The organism is Paraburkholderia strydomiana (genome assembly GCF_046030495.1).
Lineage (GTDB): Bacteria > Pseudomonadota > Gammaproteobacteria > Burkholderiales > Burkholderiaceae > Paraburkholderia > Paraburkholderia strydomiana_A.
This window is the reverse complement of record NZ_JAQQCJ010000002.1, coordinates 75464-98434: the sequence shown is the minus strand read 5'-3', so window position 1 is coordinate 98434 and position 22971 is coordinate 75464. Positions and strand designations below refer to the sequence as shown.

The following is a 22971-nucleotide window of genomic DNA, read 5'->3' as shown; positions in this document are numbered from 1 at the left end:
ACGCCATGAATTTCAGCTGGGAAATTTTTCGTCAATTCCTTTTGACACCGAGTTCGACGTATCTCCATGGACTGTGGCTGACCTGCGCCATCAGCGTGCTGGCAGTCTTGCTGGGCGTGGTTCTTGGGCTATGCGTCGCACTGATGCGGCTGTCGTCGAAGGTGCCGTTGCAGTGCGTGGCGCGCTTCTACATCTGGATGATTCGCGGCACGCCCCTGCTCGTACAGATCGTTTTCCTGTACACGGCGTTCGCGGCCGCCAACATCTTCCGCTTTCATGACATCGTGGTCGGTCCGTTGACGCTGCCGGCGAACATTCAGGCCGCGATACTCGCGCTGGGCATGAACTCGGCCGCCTATATGGCCGAAATCATCCGGGCCGGACTGAGCGCCGTGGATCGCGGGCAATACGAGGCTTCGCGTTCGCTCGGCATGACGACCCCACTCCTCATGAGACGCGTTGTCTTGCCGCAGGCGCTGCGCGTCATCATTCCGCCGATGGGCAACGAGTTCAACGTGATGCTGAAGAACACCACGCTCGTCAGCGTGATCGGCGTACAGGAACTCATGCTGAGCACGCAGATGATTACCTCGGTGAATTTCCGCGTGTTCGAGTTGTATCTCGTGCTGGCGATCTATTTCCTGTTGCTGACGACGCTGTGGGGTTTCTTCCAGCGCTGGCTCGAGTCTCACTTCGGCCGGAGCGAACAGCACACGAGCACCAGCGGTCGTCTGTTCGGTTTGCAAACCATGAAAATGCTGCGGGGGCGCTGACGTGACCAATCAGAACGAAGCGATCATCGAAGCGTCGGAGATTCATAAGTCCTTTGGCGCCAACAAGATCCTCAACGGCATTTCGTTGAAGGTATCGAAGGGCGAGGTGGTCGTACTCATCGGCGCGTCCGGGTCCGGCAAGACGACTTTCATTCGCTGCCTCAATCTGCTCGAAACGTTCGAAAGCGGCCGCGTGCGGGTCAACGGGCATACGCTCGGCTATGTCGAGCGTCCGGACGGCAGTCTCGCGCCCGACTCCGGGCGCGAGATTGCCCGCAAGCGCCGCGATATCGGCATGGTGTTCCAGCGCTTCAATCTGTTTCCTCACATGACCGCGCTGGAAAACATCATCGAGGCGCCCATTCATGTGCTGAAGATACCGCGCGCCGAGGCAATCGCCCAGGCAAGCAAGCTGCTGTCGCGTGTCGGTCTCGCGGATCGGGCCGGCCACTATCCGTCGCAATTGTCCGGCGGGCAGCAGCAACGTGTCGCCATCGCGCGCGCGTTGGCGATGCAACCCAAAGTGCTGCTCTTCGACGAGCCCACCAGCGCGCTGGACCCCGAGACAGTCGGCGAAGTGCTGCAGGTCATGAAGGAACTGGCCAGCGACGGCATGACGATGATCGTCGTGACGCACGAGATGGAATTTGCGCGCGAAGTGGCGAACCGTGTGGTCGTGCTCGATCAAGGCGAACTCATCGAGCAAGGCGCCCCGGAACAGATCTTCACCGCGCCGGAGCATCCGCGTACCAGGGCTTTTCTGCGCCGGATGTTCAAGCCGCTGGAGACTGCTGAAAGTCTTCAGCCGACCTAGCAGTCAAGAGAGTCGAACAAGTGCCGCCGGTCTTGCCGATGCGCTGCCCGGCAGACGGCGTCACGCCTGAAAGTCCAATCCACGAACGCGGCAGCGGGCGCAGAGGGCACGGCTGCGATGCGTCGACTCGTTTCCCACACTGACAAGACACTCTTCATGCGCAATTTCGAGGCCCCTGGCCGCTCAATGGTTGTCGCCCGCAACGGCATGGCCGCGACATCACATCCGCTCGCGACGCTGGTCGCCATCAACACGCTCGAAGCCGGCGGCAATGCAATGGACGCCGCGATCGCCGCTTGCGCGGTCCAATGCGTGGTCGAGCCCGGCTCGACCGGTGTCGGTGGCGACTGCTTTGCCCTGTATTCCCAAGGTGGCGTGGACGACATCGTCGCGTATAACGGCGCCGGCTGGGCGCCCGCGGCCGCGTCGATCGACACGCTGCAGAAGCTCGGGGTCAATGCAATCGAACGAGACTCGGCGCACGCGGTAACGGTGCCGGGCGCGGTACACGCATGGACGACACTGCATCGCGACCATGGCCGCCGTTCGCTCGGCGAAGTACTGGCGCCCGCCATCCGCTACGCGGACCAGGGTTACGCCGTCGCACCGCGCACCGCGCTGGACTGGAGCAATGAAGCGCAACTGCTTCGCCGGGACCCTAACGCTCGCGCGGCGATGCTGGTCGACGGCAACGCGCCGCTGCCCGGCACCACGCATCGCCAGCCGCTTCTGGCGAACACGCTGCGCGCGATCGCCGAGGGCGGCCGCGATGCGTTCTATCGCGGCGACATCGCAGCCGATATCGTCGGCCATCTGCAACGCCATGGCGGACTTCACACGCTGGACGATTTCGCGGACTACCACGGCGATTATGTGACGCCGATCCGCTCGACGTTTCAGGGCTACGAGATTGTCGAGTGCCCTCCCAGCGGCCAGGGGATCATCGCACTCATGCTGCTCAAGATCCTGCAGAAGTTCGATACAAAAGGCGACCCGCTCGACGTCGATCGCATCCATCGCGAAATCGAAGCAACGAGGCTGGCCTATTCGGTTCGTGACGCTTTTCTGGGCGACCCTCAGGGTGGAAAGCCCGATGTCGACTGGCTGCTTTCCGACGAACTCGCCGACCGGCTACGCGACCAGATCGATCTCGACGGCGCATTGACCGACCTGCCCGCGTTCGCTACCGCGGAACATAAGGACACCGTGTATATCACCGTGGTCGATCGCGACCGCAACTGCGCGAGCTTCATCAACTCGTTGTTTCACCCGTTCGGCAGCGGTCTGATGGCGCCGAAATCGGGCGTGCTCATGCACAATCGCGGCCAGAGCTTCTCTTTGGAAAAAGGCCACCCCAATGCCATTGGGCCGCATAAACGGCCGATGCATACGATCATTCCCGGCATGGTCACTAAAGGCGGGCGCGTGCAGATGAGCTTTGGCGTCATGGGCGGCCACTATCAGGCAATGGGCCACGCGCACTTTCTGTCCAAAGTGCTGCACTACGGCATGGACATGCAGTCCGCAATCCAATTGCCGCGCATTTTTCCACGGCCCGGCACCCATACGGTCGAGTTTGAAGAAACGATGCCTGTCGAAGTCCGCGCCGAACTGACGCGACGCGGATTCACGCTGGCGAGGCCGAATTCGCCGATCGGCGGCGCTCAGGCTATCTGGGTCGATTGGGAAAATGGCACGTTACTGGGTGCGTCGGATCATCGTAAAGACGGTTGCGCACTCGGCTATTGAACTGACGATGGCGGCCGCGTGCGATGAAGGGGCACGTGGCCGCCATGTCCGGTTTTCATACGCGCTCGTCAACCTCGCGCCCGGTCGATCGCGCTGGTCGCCAGTTCCCGCGCAAGGTCCGCGTATAGCTCCGCCCACTTGCCCAGCAAGGACGAGTCGTCGGTCAGGAACAGTGGATGCTCGGCCCATGCACTGACATTCGCACCCTTCCAGGCCATTTCGAACACGCGCAGATCTTCATCCTCGCTGACGCCTATGTCGATCAGCTCGCGAAACGAGGCCAGTTTGCAGAGCGACACCTCGTGGGTCGCGACGCCATGAATCGCGGCCAGCGCGATGGTCGCGCGCTTTCGGGCGTCGTCGCGGTTGCCGGCGATCAGGAATACGATCCGCTCATCGTGGCCGCTGCCGAACACGGCCCGATAGAGTGAGGTTTTGCAGCAATGGCTCAGTTGCGTGCCCATCAGCGCCTCCTCGTCCGAAAACGATTCCCCGTTCGACCCGCTCGTCTGAACGCCGCTTACGTGCGTGTCGGATCGGCGTTTGCGGTTGCGCCAGGTATCGCTGCTCCGGTACACAGACAACCCGCATACGAACAGACAAGCCAGAGCGAGAATCCCGACGCCCACGAGTACCACCAGATCGTCGTGCGCCATTTCAGGGCTCCTTCAGTCTCGTGCGTGCTTCGGCGGCCCTTTCGGGGGTCTTTCCCGCAAGCTTCGACGGCGGTGGAATTCCCCGGCATTGCACGCCGCAAGGCGCTTCGGTCCAGATGACGATTTCGCGGATGAGCGTCCGTTGCAGCCCGGTGTGCCGTGCAGCTGCACCTCGCACCGCCCTATCCACCGGAACACGGCGGCTACCCCCGATGCGTCGCGCGGTCCCACACGCGAGCTGGGGAAGGAGGGTGGCAAACCGGTCTGCTCCCATAGTCCACGTTGCCATGATTTTTGTGAGCGTGGGGACGATGTTCCGAGTATCGGACGGGAGTGGCTATTGTTCAACAGAGCACACTTCTCTATTGACCAATCGGTTCCGCTATAGGACGCTATGGGGCTTCGGCTGCGCTTTCCGTGATCGTAATAGTGGGAGCGGGCAATTGTTCGCCTGCCGGCCGGCGAAACCGGAAACGGATTCCCCCTCCGCATCAGGCAGCCGTCGAACTTCCACCATAAGTCAGCCTGCCGTTCTTCGAGAGCAGGATCGCGACCGGCCTCGTCATCTCGAACTCCGAGAAAATAATGATCACGATGACGGTAATCGGCACGGCGAGGAATGCGCCGGAAACACCCCATATCGCCGACCACACCGCCATGCTGGCGAGGATCGCGAACGGACTCAGGTTCAGCGAGTTGCCCATCAGATACGGGTCCAAAATGTTGCCGATCACGAACTGAATCACGCTCAGCGACACCAGCACGATGAGCACCTGGTTGACCTCTCCAAACTGCAGCACCGACATGAGCGTCGGAAAGACGATGCTCAGCACCGAACCGATATAGGGCACATAGTTGAGCAGCGCAATCAGCACCGCCCACAGTCCGGCGAATTCGAGGCCGACACTGCGCATCGCACCCCAGCTTATGCCGCCGAGCACCACGCCTAGCAGCGTCTTCAACGCGAGATAAGCGCCGATGCGCCGGTTGATGTCGGTGACGACGTTTTTGATGCGCTCGGCGTTGCTCGAATTCGCGGCCATGTTCGTCAGCTTTTCGCTGAACGTGCGCTGCTCGATGAGCAGAAAGCTGGCGTACAGAACCACGACAAAGATATTGACGATCATCGACGACAGCGAAGCCAGCATGCTTGCGACGAGCGCCTGAACGTTGAACTGGGCAAGTATGTCGCGCCGCAGCGAATCCCAGGTGGGCTCGGTCTCCACATGCAGCAGAATGGCAACTTTCTGGATCAGCGCGAGAACGGATTCCTGATAGCGCGGCGCCAGCGCGATGAGGCCGTCGTAGTTCGCGACGAGCATGTCGACAGCGAGAAATATTCCGGCAGCGATCACGAATACGGACAGCGCATAACGCAACTGCGTCGGCATTCGCGCTCCAACGACAGGAATGCGCTCCAGCAATCGGGTGAAACCGACGATCACATAGACCGCGATGACGCCGAGCACGATAGGAACGAAAACGGTACGCCCAATGTAGAGCACCCAGCCGACAATCAACAGCAGTACGACAACGCATACGGACGCCTGCAATCTGTCGCTCATCTATCCATGCTCCATTGATCTGCGAACTGCTCGCTGTCGAGTATTGCCGCATGAACGAAGCAAGCGGCGGCCAAACCGTCTTTTCCTGTCCGTTGCCCAAGCTGCCGTACTGTTACCTTACACGTGGTGCCGACAGCAGATATGGCTGAAATCGCATCCGCGCTAATGCTCGCATGTATTTGGGGTAGCGCGGCAAGAAATCGCGCGTGTCCAAACCTGCCGCACGATACGCGCACCATAGCGCATCGATGTGTCGATTGGCGGGCAGACGCCCTGCCCCGGCAACGCCATGCAACTTCCCGATCACGCTCTTCCAACGACTCCGCTAATCCTTTACCTTCGCCGCCACTTGAGCAATCCGGTCCCGCACCACACCGATCGCCTGCTTCAGCGCATAAACGTCCTGAAAATAACGATGTGGAATCCGTATCTGGCTCGCATGCGCATCGATGTTCTCGATTTCGTCGCGCCATGTCGCGATCTGGGCGCGAGTCGGCTGCGTGTTTTTCCAGGTTTCATCTTCCAGCGATTTGATTTCCCTATACCAGACCACCAGCCGCTTCTTTATCCGCGCTTCCACCATGCGCGGCAGTGCCTGCAGCAAGCCGATCAACAGCGCCATGAAGGGCAGCAGAATCAGAAAGCGTCGTTCGATGAGGCTCGCCAGCCAGAACGGAAGGTAGCGCTGCAGAAATGGCCGGCCGGATTTGAAGTAGCGCGCGCTTTCGTCCGAAATGGGGAATTCCTCGGTGCGAAGATTGGGGAACGTGCCAAGCGGCGTGAAGTAATCTTCGCCGCCGTGGACCGTTTTGGCCGCGTCCAGCAGCAGATAAACAAGCGCCGGGTGCAAGGTGTCCCTGGAGACGAGCAGCGCCGTGGCAGCCAGCAAAGTGACATCGTTCCGCGGCAGATCGTTGACGATACTCGTCGAGGCGCGCGGATAAATGATCTTCGAGAGCGACGGGAATTTCTGCACCAGGGCCTCGGCCTGCGCGAAACTCATCAGCTTCAGATCGCTGTTCAATAGCTTCTTTTGTATCGCGGCGTCGGGGCGGCCAATAAAAAACGCGGCGTCCAACTCGCCACTTTCGAGGCGTTGATATGCGTTGGGCGCATCCAGCTCCAGCAGCGTGCTGTTGTCGCGGGTGACACCGCTATAGCCGAGCAACACGAGCGAAACGTTGAACAAGCCGCTACCGGGAACGCCTATGCCGATTTTCTTGCCGCGCAATGGGGCCAACCGGTTGATGACGGTGTCGCCGCGATAGAACACCCAGATCGGTTCGTATGAGACGGCGGCGATAGTCTGAAGGTTATCGGTTTCCTTGGGGCTGATCGTGCCCGACTGGATGAAGCCCACTTCGTATTCGCTGTCCGGATTCGTCAGCCGCTGATAATTTTGAACCGAGCCGGAAGAACTGCGGATCTCGAGCTTGATACCTGCACGCTTCAGGATCGGCGCGTAGCGTTCCGCAAAGCCCCGATAGATGCCGTTGTCGGCACCGGTCGTGATGACGATCGTGCGCTGAAGCGCGGGCCTGAGCGCCGTCACCAGCGCCCAGCCAAGCACGGCCACCAGCACGATCGCCCAGATGATGAGAAACCGCCGGCGGGCCCGTGTCATCGGGGTTCTCTGAATACGATGAAGCGCTGGGTCGTGTTTGGGCATCGTTAGCCTTCTCTCATCAACCTTGCTCAAGCGGAATGCGGTCCTCGCACGCGTTCGCGTGGCAGCGCCCCGGCCAGCTGACAATCCTCTTGAACCGAGCGATATTTGTCATCTGGCGCGCGGGCTCTTTGCCTTGCTAACAGAGCTGAAAGCAAGCCGGATGACGCGCCACTCGAACCCCTTGCCCACATCCCACATTCGAGTTTGTTGCCGTCGCTCAACTCTTCGGCTTCTCCGGCCTCACGATACCAGATTGTTTTATTGCAACACCGCGTCAGCGGGTGAAGATTGGCTTGCAATGCCGGTTCGCATAGTCACGCAGATCGCACGCGTGAGCGACGTATCAATGGTGATGTACTCCGCAGGTGATGTACGCCGCCACGACGGCCAATGCATCGCCGATGCCGATGATGGCCGATCGCGTTTGCTCGCGATGCGAGCCGTCTGAGGGATGCTGGTTGACTGCCTATTTCATGGCCGCACAGTGCATCAACGGATGCGACACCAACGGTGAACTGTGTTGTCGACTGACTGACTCGTACTGCTCCGCTTCCAACCAATGACGCTGAGTCGAAGGTCTCTAACCTATCTTAAATAGAAACTCACTTATACGTCATCCTATAACAAAAATCTCTTTGAGAAAAAGAAGAGAAATCGTCTCACTCCCACATCCATCCCAATTTATGCCATTTTCCGTAACTTTACAGTTCTATAACAATTCGAATTTCCGCTCTCCGGGTAAATACCGCGTGTACGGAAAGGCGTCTCTCCAATAGAATTTATACGTCATCGTATAACTAAACATGGAGACAAGCATGGGCAGCCTTCCGCTAAATGGCGCGTGCGCGCACGACCAGTCTCCGCATTCATCCACACCCGCTCGCATCAAGTTGGACGCGTTTCCCACAACGCGACCATTGCGCCGACTCGCCCATCGTTGCGTCACGGCGAAGCCCAAGCTGATCAACCGATAGATCTCACGCGACGCTCGACGCGCGAGGTCTGACACGAACGCATTAGAAAGCCCATCCGGTCCAACCGGCACCACAGCAGCCAGAACGACCCGTACGCCCAAGTCGCTGCCCGCCTTCGCGACAGCCTCATATGCCGGACTGATCAAACAGAAAAACAAAACACTGCCCCCCGGGACTGAATCGACCAAGCGTCCAGATAGTTAGTATTTCTTTAAAATAAGGATGGTCCATGCTTTATAGATTTGGCGTTATACCCTGCCTTGTCATCACCCTTGCGGTGTCACTGACTGCCTGCGGTAGTGGTGACAACTCGCCCTCCGCTTCGAACAGCGACAACAACGCCACCTCGTCGGCTGCGCATCCCGCTCCGTTCAAGGTCGGCGTGGCGACGAGCGACGCCGCGCTGCCTCCGGCGCCGCAACTGCCCACCGATGCCCAGGTCTGCAGCACGCTCGAAGCAAGCAACTCGCTGGTGCGTCAGCCGAGCGGCGCACTCGGACCCGAGGCCGATAACGGCACGACGTCGGCCATTCTGAATCCGGACCAGGCGCGCATTCAGGCGGCGCTCGACGCGTGCGGCGCCGCGGTGGACGCCCAGGTCGGCGCAGCCATCTCGGCAGCGGACGCCGCCGCGGCGGCGGCGCAGAAGGCTGCGGCGAAGCCGAACATCAACATTGCCGGCGCGTCGGCCCAGCAATTGGCTGCGCCGCAATACCGCGCGTCGCAGTTCGCCGTGCGTCTGGTCGTGTCGAGCACCGGCGCAGGCAACTCGTTCATCACCGGGCCGCTCACGCTGCCGTCCGGCGTCACACTGTGGATCGACACCGGCGTCACGGTCTACGCGACGCGCGACGTCATGGCCTATGCGCCCAACCCGGCAGGGCCCTATTGCGCCAACACCGCTGTCAGTTCGACCAAGGCAGGGAGTTCCGGCAACTGCCTGCCGCTGATCGGCGGCAGCTACCTCGTCAATTCGGCAGTGGTCGGCGGCGGCAGCATCGACAGCCGGGCGGCGTCGGAAATCGTCAGCTCGAATAGCCTCTATCCGCTGATGCGCGTCGACCTGAGCTGCACGAACACCTACACGGCTTATGCGCAAGGCTTGCAAGCTACGACCGGCACGCCTTGCGACAACGGCGGCAACTTCGTCAACACGTCGGCCTCGTCGCGTCATATGACATGGTGGGATCTCGCCTGGCTCGGCAACATGATCGAGAACGGCACGACCGGCGTCGGCTCGCAGTCGAACTTCCGCATGATGGTCTTCAACTACGCGAAGAACCTGACGCTGTTCGGCATCACGATGAACAACAGCGCCAACTTCCACGTCGTGCCGAGCGGTGTCGATGGACTCACGGTCTGGAACGTCAAGGTGCAGACGCCGTCGCTGTCCGCGTCCGCCAACCCGGCGGGCAACGGCAATCCGAACTATCTGGGCATGGTGCCCACGATCGACACGGCCAAGAACACCGATGCCTTCGATCCGGGTTCGGCGTCCAAGGCCGCTGTTCAGGCGCTGACAATCGGTAGCACGAAGACCTCGACGGCCGGCAAGATCTCGTTCGACGGCTACCTGAAGAATACCGTCTTCGCGTATAACTACATCAGCACCGGCGACGACGACATCGCCATCAAGGGCTCCGCCAATCCGAGCCCGGCCGGCTCGGGCCTGTTCGGCATCGACGGCAATCGCGACGTCGCGACTGACCGCAAATACGGTTTCGTGATTGCTCACAACCATATTTATGCGGGCCACGGCGTCTCGGTCGGCAGCGAAACCAATGCCGGCGTCACGAACATCCAGGTCTACGACAATTCGTTCGACGGCTCGGAACAGGCGCTGCGCATCAAGTCCGACTGGGCGCGCGGCGGCATCGTGACGAACATCAACTACAACGACATCTGCATCCGCGACAGCGGGCAGGCGCTGCTGTTCACGCCGTACTACAGCACCAAGGCGCTGCCGAATCCCACCTCGCCGCTTTATCCGGACTTCCACGACATTACGCTGTCGAATGTGCATATCATCGGCACGACGTCGGCGATCTTCGAGGGCTTCCAGGCGAACACGGGCGGCATCGCGCATGCGGCGCTCCCGCTCGGCATGACGCTCACCAACGTGCTGGCCGATTCGCCGAGCAACGTGGCGGTCACCGCGTCGGATGCGAACCTGACGCTGAACAACGTCAACCTGCCGATCTTCCCGTCGAACGCAAACCGGGTCGTGCTGACCGGTGCCGCCTCGCAATCGCTGAGCACGGCGAAGGCGGTGGATTGCAGCAGCGCGTACGTCGATTTCCCGGGCATCGGGGATTCGTCGCCGTCCGGTCAGACCTGGGCGGGCTCGCAGTAAGCGGTGACGATCGATAGCGTGCCGCGATAAAAGCGCGGCACGCGTGCCACCCGACTCCATCCAGCGGCCCGTCGAGCCTGCTCGAACGGGCCGTCTTTATTTCACGTCATTCGCTCGTCGAATCGGCCGGCACCTCGGTCCCGCTGCCGTCCTCGTCACCGCGCCCCGGCCGTTGGACGGCTCTCACCTTCCCGCTGGCACCGCCTCCGCAGAAGAAGCGATCCGCGCCATCGGACTCGAGGCCCGACACGCTCATGCCGGCCGGCATCTCGACGCTTTCCAGCACCTGTCCCGTGCGAGGATCGATGCGCCTCAACTCGCTGGCGTCGTCTTCCCAGGTGCCATGCCACAGCTCGCCGTCGACCCACGTGACGCCGGTGACGAAGCGGTTGGATTCGATCGTGCGCAGCACCGCGCCGGTTTCGGGATCGACCTGATAAATCTTCCGCTCCGGATATTGACCCACCCACAGCGTCCGTTCCGCCCAGGTGAGCCCCGAGTCGCCACCCCCGCCCGGCGCCGGGATCGTCGCGAGCACTTGACCTGTCTGCGGATCGATCTTGCGGATGTGGCCGCCGGCGATCTGAAACAGGTGCGTGCCGTCGAAGGCCGTGCCCGCATCGGCGGCGACGTCGATGGAGCGCAACGGCTTGCCACTGGCCGGATCGAACGCTTTCAGGCTGTCGCCGACGCCAATCCATACCTGCTGGCCGTCATACGTCACCCCATGTACTTTATCGACACCCGGAAAGGGTCCATATTCATGAATGATTCTGGCCGCTGAGCGATTCATGTCGCCATCCTAATCATTGAGTAGTGGAGGGGGGAGTAACAAAGCCGTCGCGAATCCCGGCATGGGCGGGCTTATCCAGCGGCGCGCCCGGCCGCGCCCGAACGATTGCACCTTGCCTGCGGCCGCCAGCGAATCAAGTGCCCGTTGCACGGTGCGCTGGCTCGCGCCGAGCACCAACGCGAGCGAGGAACTCGACCACGACTCGCCGTCGGCGAGAAACGCGAGCACCTGCGCATGCTCGCCTTCGACGGGCCGCGCCAGCACGGCGACCTCGCCGGCGCGGCGCGGCGTCAGTGCGAAGCCGCGCTTCGTCGCGCTCACGCCGGCCAGCGTGCCGAGCGCCGCGCGAAGCCGCCCGATTTCGACTCGCAGCCGCGCGCGATGCGACTCGTCGGCGCGCTTGGCCCGGAACGCACGCGCGACGAGCACGTCCCTCGGCACGTCGTCGGGCCACGCTTCTCCCAGCGCGCGAGCGAGCGCGAACAGCACCGGACGGCTCGCAAGCGAAACCACCGTGCCCGCGTCGCGCACGACGTGACGGCACGCATCCACGACAAGCGCCTTCGACGCCAGCAACGCCTCGACTTCGTCGAGCAGCAGGAGGCGCTCGCCGCCACGCACAAGCAGACGTGCGGCCGGCGTGCTCAGCACGAGCGACGCGCTTTCGACCTCCGCCGTCAGCGCCGGGATGCCCGCATCGCGCGCGGCGCGCCCGGCTCTCGCGAGCGCGCTGCGCGCGGTCCTGGTGCGCAAGCGACGCAGCGCGACACCCGCGACGACCAGTTCGTGAGCGGCTCTCAAGGCGGGCGGCAACAACGTGGGGGTGAATCCGTCGAGCGCCTGTTCGGCCGCTTCGAGGCGCCCGAACAAAAGCAGGCGCCGGACTTCAAGATAGCGCGCATGCGCGGCGTTCATGCGGTCGCCGTGCGCGTCGAGCGTCGCTCTCGCGGCATCGAGTGTCTTCGTGGGCCAAGCCAGATCGCGCGAGGCGAGCGCGATCTCGGCCTCGGCGACGACACATCTCGCGCGGGCCACCGCGTCGCCGGGACCGAAGGCGCGCGCCGCGCTGCGCACGAGCGCCTTCGCTCGAACGAAATCGCCGAGCTGCGCCATCGCGATGCCGCGAAGCGCGAGCGCCGGCGCGTCGTCGCGCAGCGCGACGCGGTCGAGCGCGCCGAGCGGATCACCCGCTGCGAGCGCACGCGCGGCCGCCGTGATCGGCGAGTCCATCGGGTCACCCAAATCCCGCCACACTTGTCACTCCCCCCTGGTCGAGGCCCGGTACTAATCTAGCACGACCAACAACCCGTACACGACGCCGTACCGGCAACCGGCCGGGCGGCGCGGGACGACCTTCGGAGGCAAGCATGATGACGACACAACATCTGACCGGAACACGCGAGCAATGGCTGGCTGCGCGGCGCGAGCTGCTCGCGGCGGAAAAGGAATTCACCCGGCGCAGCGACGAGCTGGCGCGGCAGCGTCAGGCATTGCCGTGGGTTCGCGTCGACAAAACCTACCGCTTCGAAACCGATGAAGGCAGTGCGTCGCTCGCCGAGCTCTTCAGAGGACGCTCGCAACTGCTCATCTATCACTTCATGTTCGGGCCTGACTATACGGCGGGATGCCCGTCGTGCTCGGCGCTCGCGGATGGCTTCGACGGTTTCGCGGTCCATCTGGCGAATCACGACGTGATGCTGATGGCAGTGTCGCGCGCCCCGCTCGCGAAACTGCAGGCGTACAAGCAGCGGATGGGGTGGACCTTTCCGTGGGCGTCCTCGTCGGGCGGCGACTTCAACTTCGACTTCAACGTGTCCTTCACGGAGGAGCAGCAGCGCACGGGCGACATCGACTACAACTTCGAGCGCGGCGGCCACGCCATGGACGCGACGCCGGTGCCGCAGCCCGTCGTCGAATTCGCGGCGATGTCCGGCACCGATCCGGCCACCTACTCGCGCGACCGGCCAGGCATGAGCGCGTTCGTGATCGAGGACGGCGTGGTCTATCACACCTATTCCACCTATGCGCGAGGCGTGGACGGGCTGTGGGGCATGTATCAGTGGCTGGACCGCGCGCCCAAAGGACGCAACGAGTCAGGCATCTGGTGGCGCCGCCACGACGAGTACAACCGGCGATGAGCAAACTCGCGAGTGCCGTTCGCGCAGCGCCGCACCCGGCGTTCGCGCGGCGCGGCGTTTCCCACGCGGTGTTCGTTGGCGCCTGCGCGCTGTGCTTCGCGGCGAGCGTGGCGGCGACGATCATCGGCAGCGCGTCGATGGCGGCGATGGGCGGCACGCCGATGCCCGGCGGCTGGACGATGTCGACGCTCTGGACGCGCATGTGCGGACAGACGTGGGCCGAGGTCGCGGCATCGTTCATCGGCATGTGGATCGTGATGATGGTGGCAATGATGCTGCCGTCGCTCGTGCCCATGTTGTGGCGTTACCGCGAGGCGGTCGGCGGGGCAAGGCAAGCGCGCGCCGGATGGCTGACTGTGCTGGTCGCCGTCGGGTACTTCGTCGTGTGGACGGCGCTCGGCTTCGTCGTCTTTGCGCTCGGCGCCGCGTCGGCGGCGCTCGCAATGCGGGTGCCGGCGCTGGCGCGTGCCGTTCCGGGCGCGATCGGCATGGTGGTGCTGATCGCGGGCGCGCTGCAGTTCACCGAGTGGAAGGCGCGTCAGCTCGAATGCTGCCGAAACGCGCCTGGGCGTTGCCGCAAGTTGCCTGCCGATGCCCGCACTGCCTGGCGGCACGGACTGCGCCTCGGTCTTCACTGCGGTTGCTGTTGCGCCGGCTTGACCGCGATCCTGCTCGTGGCCGGCGTGATGGACCTGCGCGCGATGGCTGTCGTGACAACCGCGATTACCGGCGAACGTCTGCTTCCGGGTGGCAAACGCGTCGCGCAAGCTATCGGCACCGTCGTTGTCGGCGCGGGGATGGTGCTGATCGCGCAGGCTGCCGGGCGTGGGTGACGCCTGCGTCGGAGCGGCCGGATTTTCAGCGTGAGGAACCGTGCGTCAGTGATAGCCAAGCAGAAATGCACCTGCCACCAGCAGCGCCACGATCACACCTGCATAGGCCGCATGCACGTAGCGCAGCTGCCGCTTATAGCGCGACGAATAGAACGGAGCGAACTCCTTCATGCGTTGGCCGACAACACTGATCGGGTTGTCGAGAAACTGCTCGTACTTCGCGCGATTGCGCGTAAATATGAGGCGCTGCGATTCCTCGACCTTGCCCAACGTCACCAGCTCGGTTGACCGCGAATTCTTCTTCACGCGATACAGGTAAAGCGGCGCATCGACGAATCGCACCTTCGATTGCGGACTCAGAAGCCGCACGTAGAATTCCCAGTCCTCGAAACCGTGGATCATTTCCGACGAATACCCGCCGATACGGAAAAACCCTTCACGCCGGTACATGGTCGTGTTGACGATCATGTTCTGCCAAAGCAGCTTCTCATAGCTGTACTCGGGCAAGCGCCAGATCTTGTTCGACTCCCCGATGCGCTTCGTCTTGCAGTGGACAAGATCGGTATCGGGATGCGCGGCAAAGCATTCGGCGGACAGCTTCAGAAAATCGGGGTGTATCTTGTCGTCGCCGTCAAGGGGGACGAAGAGCGCTCCCGTTGCCTGCGAGAAGCCGAAGTTGCGCGCGGCGGCGACCCCGGCGTTCGCCCTTGTAAACGGCAGGAACCGGCGGTCCCTACTTGCGTACTGTTGAATGATGCCCTCGGACCCGTCAGTGGATCCGTCATTCACGATGATGCATTCCCAGTCGCTGTACGACTGGCGCAACACCGACTCCAGGGTCTCCCCGATGAATTCTTCCTGGTTGAAACACGGAACAACGATGGATATTTTTGTCATGGCCGATTTGTCACTTTCAATTGCCATCGCTTTCGCCCGGCATTCCAAACGCCGGGAATTTTAACGTATCCGGCATGGCTGCCACCGTTCGACGCATTGACGAAAGGGAATCGCGCCGACAGTTGCCCCGAGCAGCGAAGGCCGGAGGCCGCCGCGGTCCGGTCCGACACCGCCCGTCGTCCGTTCACGAAGGGCTTGCCGAACTCACGGACCATGGCGGCTTTCATCGTCCTGTTGATGGGAACCGCCGCACGAGGCCGGGGTACGCGGGCGTCGAAACCGGTTCAGCCTGGCGCGCACCGGCTGTGCCGCCTTCCGCGAGGATGCCCGCGATCGGGTCATCGGCTTGATTCGCAGCCGCTTCCCTTATAAATTCGGAGCTGGGAGTCGAACGAACCGCACCGCAAGCAGCCCTGGAAAACGTTTTGCATTTCGAAGGATCCAATACCGCTCAAGGAGGCCGAACTCATCGACGTGGCGCTCGGAAGCAGAATGACCTGCCCTCAACCTGTTCCATCACGCTTATCCAAGAGAGGTTCCTTCGATGCTGCGACGTGTCCTGGCTTCGAGCCGCTACATCATGATCGTTCCCGTCATCGGGACGTTTCTGGGTTCCGTGGCGTTACTCCTGTATGAGACGATGGTCCTGTTCTGGAGCGGCGTCACCGCGCTGCGGGTCGGCTCGCTGACGGCCAAGTCGGTCAAGATTTTCGCGGTGGGGATAGTCGAGGCAGTCGATGTGTTTCTGATCGCGATCGCGGTCTACATCATCAGCATCGGGCTCTATTCGCTATTCATCGACGACAAGCTGCCGTTGCCGAAGTGGCTGGAAGTCACCAATCTCGAAGACCTGAAAGGGAATCTGGTCAGCGTCGTCATTGCGGTGCTCGCCGTGCTGTTTCTGCGCGAGGCCGTCGCCTGGGACGGTACGCGCGACATCGCCGCTTTTGGTGTTGCACTGGCGATGGTGATTGCCGCGCTCACCTTCTTTCTGATGAAGAACAACGTTCGGCGGAAATGAGCGCCAGGCCGGCGCCGCCGACGCGGCGCAGCGGATTGACCCCGCTTCAGCGGACGGCCGGCAAGGTTTTCGCCACCAGCAGTTCCTCCGCGTTGTTCGGCGGGCGCAGACCGTCTGTTCTATGCGCGAAGTAGCGCCGGGTGAGATTGGCCGCCGACACGTGCCGCGCTTCTCCAAAGCCTGTTTCGTGGGCCAGCGTCAGCATCTGCTCCGGCGTGAAGAAGCTCACGAACGGCGTGCCGCTTGCGCGCGCGCCCTTCTCCGCCATCTCGAGCCCGGGACGTACCTCGGGGTCCGCCATCTCCAGCGGCAACAGGAACGTCATCGCGAACGTCGATCCCGGCGCGAGCGCTGCGACCTCGCGCAGCGCGGCCGCGTTCGCCTCTTTGCTGAGATACATACTGACGCCCGTGGAGACCACGATGGCCGGCTTGCTTTCATCGAAGCCGGCCGTCACGAGCCGCTCGCGCCAGGCTTCGCCCGCTTCGAAATCGACCGGCACGAAACGCAGCCAGTCCGGCACGCCGAAACCCAGTTCGATCAAACGCTGACGCTTCCATGCCTGCGGACCGCGTTGATCGACCTCGAACACCCGAAGGCCCGACGCGATTTCCGGCCTGCGTTGCGCGAAGCTGTCGAGGCCGGCGCCGAGTATCACATACTGAGTGAGCCCGAGCGCGGCCTGCTCGACGACGAGGTCCTCGATAAAGCGCGCACGCGCCACGATCGAGGCGCGGAAGGCTCGCGTGAACTGCGGGTCCATGTCGCCGCGCTTGCGCCAGTCCTCGTTCGGGGCCAGCAACTGGAGGCCGATTCTGTCTTCGAGCACGTGCGGCGACGCATCGGCCTCGACGTGCAGCGCACGCCACAAGGCGACGCGTGCCGCCGTGCTGTCTGGTGCTGTGTCCTGCTTGTCGGTCATGACATTCAATCCTGGTTCCGCGTCCTGATCTTTGCACCGTGCCCGCGTGGGGCAAAGCAGTGAGGAGCAAGAATATCACTGACATTCGACAGGCACGCACCCGGGTGCGAACCATTCCACACCCGGGCACGCGACGTCACTACAACGCCTAGCTGCCCTGCAAGCGGATATCACGCGACGAAGCGCCCACATACACCGTGCCGCCCGGCACATACCGCCAGCCATTGCGCGAGGTGTCCCACACGCTCTGCATGCGCGGCGTGACCGTGATGCGCACACGGCGCGTTTCACCCGGGTTCATGCCGATCTTCTCCCAGCCGACGAGACGCCGTGGGGGCTCGCCGCTGTACGGCACGCCGAGATACACCTGCGGCACTTCGGCGCCCGCCACGCGGCCATCGTTACGCACGGTGAACGACACGTCGAGCGCGCCGTCGGGCCGATGCGCAACGGACAATCCCGAGTAGGCGAAATGCGTGTACGACAGCCCGTACCCGAACTCGAACATCGGCGCGATGTTCTTCGCGTCATACCAACGGTAGCCCATGTTCAGCTGTTCCGAGTAGACCGGGTCCGTCTCGAACGCGCCGTTTTGCCCCCACGTCGGCGTGTCCTGATCGCGCAGCGGGAACGTGACCGGCAGCTTGCCCGAAGGATTGACCTTGCCGAACAGCACGTTCGCGATCGCCTTGCCGCCGCCTTCGCCCGGAAACCAGGCTTCGACGATCGCGGCCACGCGATCCTTCCACGGCATCAGCACCGGGTTGCCGCTTTCCACCACGACGATCGTGCGGGGATTGGCGCGCGCAACCGCATCGACGAGCGCATCCTGGTTCGACGGATTCGCGAGGCTCAGGCTTTGCAGATCGCCGAAGTCTTCACCCGCCGGCTGCGCGACGACCACGATCGCCACATCCGAGCGGCTCGCAAGCGCCGCCGCCTGATCGATCTCCTGTTGCGTGTAGGTGCGGAACGGCGTCTGCTGATCGCTGTTGCCGGCGAAGCTCACTTGCGCCGTCGGCGCAAGCGAGCGGATCGCTGCGACGATCGGTGTATCCAGCTTGAGCCACGGATTGGTCCACCAGCTACACCCGCTCGACGTGCCGAACGTCAGGCCGCCGCAACCGGCGAACGAGCCCGTGACCGGATCGCGCGTGTTGCCCGAGCCGCCACCGGTCAGCACCGCTGCGTCGGCATGACCGCCGATCACCGCAATGCGGCTGAGCGAGCCAGCGGAGAGCGGCAACTGGTTGTTGTCGTTCTTCAGCAGCACCATCGACTGTTCGGCGGCCGCCTGGACGAAAACGTTTGCGCGAGCGAAGTCGATAGAGTGGCTCTTCGCCGGATCGTCCATCACGCCGGTGCGAATCATCACGTACAGCTTGCGCTTCACCATGTCATCGAGACGCGCGGTCGACACCGAGCCGTTCGCGATCGCCTGCTTCACCGCCGTCGGCGTCAGGTAGACGGTCGAGCCGACGTCCTCTTCCTCGTCGAGGCCCGCGTTGATCGCATTCGCCGTGCTGTGCGCCGCGCCCCAGTCCGACTGCACCTGGCCTTCGAAGTGCCAGTCGTTCTTGAGCACGTCGTTGAGCAGATGCGAGTTCTCGCACGCATAGTCGCCGTTCAGACGGTTGTAGCTGCACATCACGCTGCCCGGCTGGGCGCGCCTCGCGGCGATTTCGAACGGCAACAGATAGAGTTCGCGCAGCGTGCGCTCGTCGATCTGACTATTGCCGCCGCCGCGGCCGTGCTCCTGCTCGTTGCCCGCGTAGTGCTTGATCGTCGCGATGACCTTCTGGCTTTGCGTGCCGTCAGTGCGTTCGGCGAGCATCTCGCCGGCGAGCACCGGGTCTTCGCCGAGATATTCGAACAGCCGGCCGCCGCGCGGTTCGCGCGCGAGGTTGGTGCCGCCGCCGAGCCCCATGCCGAAGCCTTGCGCGCGCAGTTCGATCGCGATCTGTTTGCCGAACTCGGAAGACAGACGGCGATCCCAGCTTGCCGCGAGCGCGATCGTCGCGGGAAAGGTGGTGCTGGCCTGCGTCGTGCTGCCGGAGCCCGTGGCGGAGTCGACCATGTTCAGATCAGGAATGCCGAGGCGCGGCACGCCCTGAATGTAGCCCGCGCCGCCTCCCGGCACAGCGGACATGGCGTACTGCGAGTGAATAAACTGCAGCTTTTCGTCGAGCGTCATTTTGCCGACGAGGGAATCGGCGCGGCGATGCGCAACCGCCGATTCGAACGCGTTCAGAACCGCCGAGGTGGGGCTGAAATCGAGTGGAAAATCGGGCACGCCGGCGCGCGCAGCGACGCACACGGTCGCCGCTAACGCGACGACCGGCCATAGTCTTTTTTGCATGTCTGTCTCTCCGAGATCCAGCTTGGATGGGGCGATGCGAAAGTAGAGCGCGTCGAATGGGTTCAATGCGGACGCGAGCGCCGGCAACGCAGGGTGGCTGCGAGGACGTGTACCTGCCAGCAGAAGAATCGGGCCAGCCGGATTGGCTGTTAGCGATGCTCCGTGTGAGGTAATGTAAGAATGTAGTCTGACTACAGCATCGGTATTTATACCAATAAAGTGCGCTTTTATGCTGAATAGCTTCTGCTAATTAAACGCGATAGGCCATTCGGATTGTTTAATGCATGAATTGCACTGCATTCAGCAGATGGCCTGCTGAAATGCCGTTGCGCGCTCAACGATTGAACGCGGATTGCAGAGTTTTTTTGACGAATTTCCGCTCCATTTTTTATCGAATTTGTGCGGATGCAATATGCGCCTGAATAAGCTATTTGTAATATATGGCGATGCGCCATTGGCAAGTTGAAGCGAAGCTTTTCGTCATCGTCATTGCTCGCCATTTCACCACTAGAACCGGTAGCCGACGCCGGCCAGAATCACGTCCGTATCGCGGCTGTAGCGCGTCATCACGCGATTCCAGGTGACGCGTGCCGACCAGTGCCGCGCGATGCGATACGAAGCCGACATCGACACGAGTCCCGACAGGATCCCATCGCCCGTGTCTCTGTTGCCGTTCGAATCGCCGTGGTGAATTGCTGCGTAAGCACCCACGCCGATGCCGAGCGAAAAATGGTCGTTGAGAAACGCGCGCGTGAGCCAGAGTTGGGCCGTCGCGCCATCGCGTCGCGCGGACAGCCCGCTGCCTTCGTGCAGATAGCCAAGCGTCGCGTCGAGGTAGTTCGTCAGGCCGCGCCGGTATTCGATCGCCTGCGCCGCTGCGGTCTGCGAATCGAGGCTGTTCAGAATCGTCGCGCCGGCCATCAACGTGATTTCGTTGTTCGTGACTTTGTGCGAACGCGGCAGCGCGAAGTCGCGTGGGCCCGGGGTGTCGGGTGAGTCGAGTTGATAACCGACGCCGAGCATAATCGCGGTGGTCGACGAGCCGTGGGTCACCTGTACATGATTGAGTTGCAGATTCGCTGTCCAGCGGTGCGACGAATACCAGGTGGCGCGCGCGCTGTAGACGACGCCCCAGCCGTGCGTATTCGAATAGCCCGCGCCCTGCTCGGCGGCCTCGGTATCGAAGTAACGATACGGACCGACGCCCAGCGCCAGGACGATGCGCCGCTCCATCAGCGGAAGTCTGCCCCATACCTGGGCAACGGGGCCGTCGCGGTGATGACCGGGAACGTGTCCTTCGTTGAGCCAGGTGATGCTGCCGGCGAAGTAACGGCCGAACCCCTCCGTGTAGTCGATCGCCCACGCATACGTGTGATCGTGTTCGCCGGTCAACGGGCCGGCGTACAGCGTAAGCTCCTGGGCCACTGCCCGGCTGGCGCTCACGCAAAACGTCACAGCCGCAATCAGAAGAGCACAGGTAGTCTTCATCGTCGCCTTGCTGTCCAGTGGTATCGAAAAACGCGCCGCCTGACGACCGGCGATTCTGGTCGTATCTGTTTGACATGATTGCATGAATTTGCGCAAAACCACGGCCAGAAAAATCACCGCGCGCTGCGCTCGACGCAGCCTGCGAAGCCGTTCATGGCCTGAACTTCACTCAATGCGAAGTCGACACCCTCGTGGTACTTTGCCGGCACCAGGCACAGCTGAATTTACTCCAATACGTCGGATGTGAGTCGCTCATTTAGAATTGGTGATTGCAGGGTATTGAGTAGCTGGCAAATATCCGTCATGAGGAGCTTGCGGCGTGATCAGATGCGCCATTTAATCCAATTTGCATAATCGGCGGATTTTTTTACCATCCTTTACAGCGCTTCGCGCATGCATGACTCATCGTCGTCAAATTCTGAATTCACTCATTTGCCGTGACATTGGTGGCGGCGTCGTTCAGAATCCACATTCACACGACAGTCATAGCCGTGGCGTAATGCCTGATTTGCGCAGTATAAATACATGTCCGGTTGTTTCAGCCGGCGCATGTGAACGGGGAGCGATCGTTGGGAGAAGAGCCGCTCTGGAAATTGCTGATAGATTCCTGGCTCCACACAGATGAGTACTACCGGAATATCGCCTTGGGGCATGCGCAAGCTGGCGGCAGTGCGCCCGTTTCTGACTCAGGCATTCATCCCTGCCGCGCGCAATCTGCAATACATGCGCCGCAGGATGCGACCCTTTGCGCTGATTGCGATCATCGGCTTCCCGCTCTATTTCTACGTCTGGCATACGCTCTTTCCGCAGCCCTACGAAAACCTGCCGCTGCGGCTCGTGGGCTCGGCGCTGTTCATTCCCATACTGTTTTCGGAGCGCTGGCCGGCGCCGGTCAAGAAATTCTTGCCGTACTATTGGTACGCGACGATCTTCTATTCGCTGCCGTTCTTCTTTACGTTCATGCTGTTGAAAAACAACGGCTCCAATGTATGGATAGAAAGCGCGTTGATTGCCGCATTTGTCATGGTGCTGCTGCTGGACTGGTTGATGCTGCTGCTCAATTTCGTGGTCGGCATCGGGGTCGCGTATCTCGCCTACTGGCTGACGACTGACCCCGTCGTCCTTCATACGACCTACCCCGCGCATCTGGCGATTTTCTCGTTCGCGGTCGCGATCGGCGTGGTGGCGAACTACGACATGGACCGGATCAGGATCGAACAGGAGCGCGCGATGCTCGCCACCGCGAGCAGCATCGCCCACGAGCTGCGCACGCCGCTGCTCGCGATTCGCGCTGGCGCGTCGGGGCTTGGCCGTTATCTTCCGTCGCTGCTCGAGACCTATTCGATCGCGCAACGGAGCGAACTGCCGGTTCCGAAAATCCGCCTCGTGCATCTTCAGTCGATGGACGGCGTGCTCTCGCGCATCGAGCAGGAGGCCATCCATTCGAATGCGATCATCGACATGCTGCTCGCGAACGCGCGCTTCACGGGCGGCTACGCGCATGGCGCAACCGGTTGCTCGATCGCGCAGTCGGTCAGAAGCGCGCTGGAGCGCTATCCGTTTCGGGAAGGCGAACGGGACCGCGTGCTCACCGACCTTGCCACGGACTTCACGTTCCACGGCTCGGACATGCTGATGGTCCACGTGCTGTTCAATCTGCTGAAAAACGCATTGCGCGGCATGGCCAGTGTGGACAGTGCACTGATCTCGATCCGGCTCGTGTCCGGGCCGCGGAACAACCAGTTGCTGTTCCGTGACACCGGCGCCGGCATCGCACCCGATGTGCTGCCGCACATCTTTACCCGCTTCTATACATCGTCGGCAGGGATCGACGACGCCTCGATCGGTACCGGCATCGGTCTCGCTTTCTGCCGCGACGTGATGCGCGGGGTGGGCGGCGCCATTGACTGCAAGTCTGTCGAAGGGATGTTTACCGAATTCGCCTTGACCTTTCCCCGGCCATAACG

17 protein-coding genes are annotated in these 22971 nt (G+C 62.2%); 8 read left to right on the top strand and 9 right to left on the bottom strand.

Annotation, left to right across the window (positions count from 1 at the left end):
- Positions 1-5: 5 nt before the first annotated feature.
- The 3 genes from PQQ53_RS03620 to ggt all read left to right on the top strand — a co-directional run bounded on the left by PQQ53_RS03620 (position 6) and on the right by ggt (position 3336).
- On the top strand, positions 6-773 hold the full coding sequence (locus PQQ53_RS03620; protein WP_408141044.1) for an amino acid ABC transporter permease: 768 nt from the start codon (positions 6-8) through the stop codon (positions 771-773).
- 1 nt (position 774) lies between these two features.
- The gene (locus tag PQQ53_RS03615; RefSeq protein WP_408141042.1) at positions 775-1587 is read left to right on the top strand and encodes an amino acid ABC transporter ATP-binding protein; all 813 of its coding nucleotides are present in this window, start codon (positions 775-777) and stop codon (positions 1585-1587) included.
- A gap of 156 nt (positions 1588-1743) precedes the next feature.
- A complete protein-coding gene (gene ggt, locus PQQ53_RS03610) occupies positions 1744-3336 on the top strand; it encodes a gamma-glutamyltransferase (RefSeq protein WP_408323315.1) in 1593 nt (530 codons plus the stop codon).
- A 68-nt stretch (positions 3337-3404) separates the two neighbouring features.
- Here ggt and PQQ53_RS03605 read toward each other — a convergent pair whose 3' ends face one another.
- From PQQ53_RS03605 to PQQ53_RS03595, 3 genes are all read right to left on the bottom strand, one after another.
- Positions 3405-3992 (bottom strand): hypothetical protein, encoded by a 588-nt coding sequence (locus tag PQQ53_RS03605; RefSeq protein WP_408323314.1) that lies wholly within the window; start codon positions 3990-3992, stop codon positions 3405-3407.
- Positions 3993-4483: 491 nt separating this feature from the next.
- On the bottom strand, positions 4484-5557 hold the full coding sequence (locus PQQ53_RS03600; protein ID WP_408141036.1) for an AI-2E family transporter: 1074 nt from the start codon (positions 5555-5557) through the stop codon (positions 4484-4486).
- A 325-nt stretch (positions 5558-5882) separates the two neighbouring features.
- Positions 5883-7181 (bottom strand): TAXI family TRAP transporter solute-binding subunit, encoded by a 1299-nt coding sequence (locus PQQ53_RS03595; RefSeq protein WP_408152343.1) that lies wholly within the window; start codon positions 7179-7181, stop codon positions 5883-5885.
- Between the two features lie 1248 nt (positions 7182-8429).
- Here PQQ53_RS03595 and PQQ53_RS03590 point away from each other — a divergent pair.
- Positions 8430-10553 (top strand): glycoside hydrolase family 28 protein, encoded by a 2124-nt coding sequence (locus tag PQQ53_RS03590; protein WP_408141032.1) that lies wholly within the window; start codon positions 8430-8432, stop codon positions 10551-10553.
- Between the two features lie 106 nt (positions 10554-10659).
- Here the strand turns inward: PQQ53_RS03590 and PQQ53_RS03585 are convergent, their stop codons facing one another.
- Both PQQ53_RS03585 and PQQ53_RS03580 read right to left on the bottom strand, forming a co-directional pair.
- Positions 10660-11346, bottom strand: coding sequence for a Vgb family protein (locus PQQ53_RS03585; protein ID WP_408323313.1), 687 nt, complete (start codon positions 11344-11346; stop codon positions 10660-10662).
- 9 nt (positions 11347-11355) lie between these two features.
- Complete coding sequence (locus tag PQQ53_RS03580) at positions 11356-12576, bottom strand: helix-turn-helix domain-containing protein (RefSeq protein WP_408323312.1); 1221 nt, start codon at positions 12574-12576, stop codon at positions 11356-11358.
- Between the two features lie 140 nt (positions 12577-12716).
- On the opposite strand from PQQ53_RS03580, the gene PQQ53_RS03575 reads away from it, so the two are divergent.
- Positions 12717-13484: a DUF899 domain-containing protein gene (locus PQQ53_RS03575; protein WP_408323362.1), complete on the top strand. Its 768-nt coding sequence runs from the start codon at positions 12717-12719 to the stop codon at positions 13482-13484.
- Positions 13481-14317 carry a DUF2182 domain-containing protein gene (locus tag PQQ53_RS03570; protein ID WP_408323311.1) on the top strand — a complete coding sequence of 279 codons (837 nt, stop codon included), beginning with the start codon at positions 13481-13483 and terminating at the stop codon, positions 14315-14317. Before PQQ53_RS03575 ends, PQQ53_RS03570 begins: the two co-directional genes overlap by 4 nt.
- 45 nt (positions 14318-14362) lie before the next feature.
- Here the strand turns inward: PQQ53_RS03570 and PQQ53_RS03565 are convergent, their stop codons facing one another.
- A complete protein-coding gene (locus PQQ53_RS03565) occupies positions 14363-15262 on the bottom strand; it encodes a glycosyltransferase family 2 protein (RefSeq protein WP_408152161.1) in 900 nt (299 codons plus the stop codon).
- A 496-nt stretch (positions 15263-15758) separates the two neighbouring features.
- On the opposite strand from PQQ53_RS03565, the gene PQQ53_RS03560 reads away from it, so the two are divergent.
- Complete coding sequence (locus tag PQQ53_RS03560; RefSeq protein ID WP_408141023.1) at positions 15759-16235, top strand: YqhA family protein; 477 nt, start codon at positions 15759-15761, stop codon at positions 16233-16235.
- 46 nt (positions 16236-16281) lie between these two features.
- On the opposite strand, the gene PQQ53_RS03555 is transcribed toward PQQ53_RS03560, so the two are convergent.
- The 3 genes from PQQ53_RS03555 to PQQ53_RS03545 all read right to left on the bottom strand — a co-directional run bounded on the left by PQQ53_RS03555 (position 16282) and on the right by PQQ53_RS03545 (position 21004).
- Positions 16282-17157 carry a class I SAM-dependent methyltransferase gene (locus PQQ53_RS03555; RefSeq protein ID WP_408323310.1) on the bottom strand — a complete coding sequence of 292 codons (876 nt, stop codon included), beginning with the start codon at positions 17155-17157 and terminating at the stop codon, positions 16282-16284.
- Positions 17158-17305: 148 nt separating this feature from the next.
- Complete coding sequence (locus PQQ53_RS03550) at positions 17306-19516, bottom strand: beta-glucosidase (protein WP_408141020.1); 2211 nt, start codon at positions 19514-19516, stop codon at positions 17306-17308.
- A gap of 507 nt (positions 19517-20023) precedes the next feature.
- The gene (locus PQQ53_RS03545) at positions 20024-21004 is read right to left on the bottom strand and encodes a hypothetical protein (protein ID WP_408323309.1); all 981 of its coding nucleotides are present in this window, start codon (positions 21002-21004) and stop codon (positions 20024-20026) included.
- A gap of 621 nt (positions 21005-21625) precedes the next feature.
- Here PQQ53_RS03545 and PQQ53_RS03540 point away from each other — a divergent pair.
- On the top strand, positions 21626-22969 hold the full coding sequence (locus PQQ53_RS03540) for a sensor histidine kinase (RefSeq protein ID WP_408141017.1): 1344 nt from the start codon (positions 21626-21628) through the stop codon (positions 22967-22969).
- Positions 22970-22971 lie beyond the last annotated feature (2 nt).

Coding starts and splice junctions, on each gene's coding strand:
- PQQ53_RS03575 (WP_408323362.1), top strand. CDS start 12,717: ATGACGACACAACATCTGACCGGAACACGCGAGCAATGGCTGGCTGCG.
- PQQ53_RS03545 (WP_408323309.1), bottom strand. CDS start 21,004: ATGAAGACTACCTGTGCTCTTCTGATTGCGGCTGTGACGTTTTGCGTG.
- PQQ53_RS03620 (WP_408141044.1), top strand. CDS start 6: ATGAATTTCAGCTGGGAAATTTTTCGTCAATTCCTTTTGACACCGAGT.
- PQQ53_RS03585 (WP_408323313.1), bottom strand. CDS start 11,346: ATGAATCGCTCAGCGGCCAGAATCATTCATGAATATGGACCCTTTCCG.
- PQQ53_RS03570 (WP_408323311.1), top strand. CDS start 13,481: ATGAGCAAACTCGCGAGTGCCGTTCGCGCAGCGCCGCACCCGGCGTTC.
- PQQ53_RS03540 (WP_408141017.1), top strand. CDS start 21,626: ATGAGTACTACCGGAATATCGCCTTGGGGCATGCGCAAGCTGGCGGCA.
- PQQ53_RS03580 (WP_408323312.1), bottom strand. CDS start 12,576: ATGGACTCGCCGATCACGGCGGCCGCGCGTGCGCTCGCAGCGGGTGAT.
- PQQ53_RS03555 (WP_408323310.1), bottom strand. CDS start 17,157: ATGACCGACAAGCAGGACACAGCACCAGACAGCACGGCGGCACGCGTC.
- PQQ53_RS03595 (WP_408152343.1), bottom strand. CDS start 7,181: ATGACACGGGCCCGCCGGCGGTTTCTCATCATCTGGGCGATCGTGCTG.
- PQQ53_RS03550 (WP_408141020.1), bottom strand. CDS start 19,516: ATGCAAAAAAGACTATGGCCGGTCGTCGCGTTAGCGGCGACCGTGTGC.
- PQQ53_RS03560 (WP_408141023.1), top strand. CDS start 15,759: ATGCTGCGACGTGTCCTGGCTTCGAGCCGCTACATCATGATCGTTCCC.
- PQQ53_RS03605 (WP_408323314.1), bottom strand. CDS start 3,992: ATGGCGCACGACGATCTGGTGGTACTCGTGGGCGTCGGGATTCTCGCT.
- PQQ53_RS03600 (WP_408141036.1), bottom strand. CDS start 5,557: ATGAGCGACAGATTGCAGGCGTCCGTATGCGTTGTCGTACTGCTGTTG.
- ggt (WP_408323315.1), top strand. CDS start 1,744: ATGCGCAATTTCGAGGCCCCTGGCCGCTCAATGGTTGTCGCCCGCAAC.
- PQQ53_RS03590 (WP_408141032.1), top strand. CDS start 8,430: ATGCTTTATAGATTTGGCGTTATACCCTGCCTTGTCATCACCCTTGCG.